The 2,168-nt window shown below is 62.0% G+C and carries 2 protein-coding genes; one reads left to right on the plus strand and one right to left on the minus strand.

What is annotated here, in order from left to right:
• Window positions 1–452: 452 nt before the first annotated feature.
• Window positions 453–1,631, minus strand: a complete 1,179-nt coding sequence (locus tag VGY55_11285) for an IS4 family transposase (protein HEV2970543.1) — start codon at window positions 1,629–1,631, stop codon at window positions 453–455.
• 276 nt (window positions 1,632–1,907) lie between these two features.
• Here VGY55_11285 and VGY55_11290 point away from each other — a divergent pair.
• A partial coding sequence (locus VGY55_11290; GenBank protein HEV2970544.1) for a hypothetical protein occupies window positions 1,908–2,168 on the plus strand: 261 nt, incomplete at its 3' end.

A 2,168-nucleotide genomic window follows, 5' to 3' on the forward strand; every position in this document is an offset into this window, starting at 1 on the left:
CGTCGAAGAATACTTCCAGGTGGCGCTCGAACTGCTGGCCGCCCGCACGCGGCTCGCCGGGCCGATCGCGGTACCGGAGGCGGCGGCCGAACACGACCTGGCCTACCGTACGCATTTCGAGCGGCGGATGCGGCTAAGCAACGAGCCGGTTTACCGGGCCGAGTTCCGCAAGGCGTAACTGTTTAGCCGAGTCAAGTGCCATTGCTAGACCCCAGCGAGCTTGTCTCGGTCGGTGAATCAGATTGAACCAATGTTCTGGCTCCCCTCGCCCCGGTACTCCGCAATGCCGTTCGGCACGCGGTTTGGCGGGAGGATTGAGCGGGTGGAGTGTGAGGAGTTTGGTCCACGGAGGGCGTTGCGGGCAATCTAGTCGAGCTTGCCCGACGCGGCGAGGATGCGGTGGGCGCAGCCGCGTGCGGCCACGTCCGTCGGGGGCGCACGGAGTGGTCGGATCAATTCTGCGATTTTTTCAAGCTGGCCAGGTAGGCCGCGAACTCTTGGTCACTGACCCAGCCGAGCAAGTAGAATTGGATCGTCTCGAAGGTCCGCTTGGTCGGCTTCGAGCCGGTGCGGATGGCGATCAGCAAACTGACGATCAAAGCCGCGTACATCTGCAGCGCGACGCCGTTTTTCTGATGCGACACCAAGTGTCGGGCGCCGAGCACGCACTTCAGCCAACGGAAAAACAATTCGATCGTCCAGCGATAGCGATAGGCAATGGCCACGAGGTCGGCCGCCAGATCAAGCCGGTCGGTGATCAGCCACAGCTCGCTCGTCTTGCCGGTCCGATCCGCGCAGCGCACGATCACCAATCGCATCGCGCGCCCGACGACATCCTTGTGATGGGAAGTGCCCAGCCGCTTGAGAATCACGTCGCGGACGACGCCCGCCCGAGCGGCCTGCGGCGCGACCGGAAGTTCTTTCTCGACACGCAAGGCGAGATCGTCTTTGACGCGCGTGATCAGCGACGAACCGGCGTCGAGCACCGACCGCATCAGCTCGAAGCTGGCGTAGCCCCGGTCATTCACGTAGAGCAGTCCTGGCTGGAGCATGGCCTTCATCGCGGCCGGCTCCGAACAAGCGGCCGGCGTGATGGTGGCGTCCAGCGGAACCCATTTCGCCACGGAGAACTGCAAGTGCAGCTTCACGCCGCGATGCTCGGCGTCTTCCCAAAGGGCCCAAGCCATGCGGGGCAACGCCGCAAAAACCGAGCCGTCGACCGCCGTGAGATTCTCCAGGGCTTCGGCTTCCCGCCCGCGCAGTTGGGACCGGGCCTGCCGAGCGAGCTCCTTGAAAATCGGCCGGACCAGGGCCGGATCGAACACGCCGACCGACTCGCTAAGCGAGCCGAGCGACACGCGGGGAATGGCCAGCTTGCGTTGGACTCGTTCCCAATTTGAAGCGTTCTGTAGAGCCCGCAGGCTGTCGAGCGAGGGATTGAAAAAATACAACAACAGCAGCGTGAGGTAATGATCGTAGAAGAACTTCCGGTTGCCGGCCCGATCGCGCTCGGCGCCAGCGGGATGGATTTGCTCCAGCAGCCGCCCCACGGCAGCGATCAATCGCATCGCCTGGAGCCGGCCACTCGCCTGCTCTGTTTGCCGCTGTCGGGTTGAATCGGTGCGCGCCATAATGACAGTCATCCTAGACCATCATCTCCCAGGCGCAAATTTCGTGCCGAACGGCATTGCGGAGTACCGGGGCGAGGGGAGCCAGGAGTCCGGAGCGCAAAGCGGGTGAGAACGATTGATGAGTGTGATTCTCGCACAACTTTATGTACAAAACGCCCGCGAAAGCCGCATTTTCTCCTTGCCTTCGCTCGGACTAAGTGGTACGATTCGGATAACGGTACGGGCGCATGGATGCCGAATAAGTTCTTAAGTTCTTAGAGGTTTAGTGTGATTTGCTTGCAGCGACCAATTCGATTCGTCCTCACCTGCCTGATCGCCATCGGGCTGAGCGGCGGCGAGTCGTGCGTTTGTGGTTCGTCCGTTTCGGGCAAGAACCAGCAGCAATGCGCCAAGCAAGCTCCCGGCAAGCACGTACCCGGACAGTGCCGCTGTGGGATGAAAGGCGGCGTTTGCCATTGCGGCGCCGGTTGCTGCTGCCAGAATTCGGCGCCGGACAAGACGGTCCCGATCAACCAGAATAATCGCGGCAACAGCACA

This window comes from Pirellulales bacterium (assembly GCA_035939775.1).
Taxonomy (GTDB): Bacteria; Planctomycetota; Planctomycetia; order Pirellulales; family DATAWG01; genus DASZFO01.

Bases quoted from the DNA above. Each gene is read 5' to 3' on its own strand.
- VGY55_11285 (HEV2970543.1), bottom strand. From the start codon at position 1,631: ATGGCGCGCACCGATTCAACCCGACAGCGGCAAACAGAGCAGGCGAGT.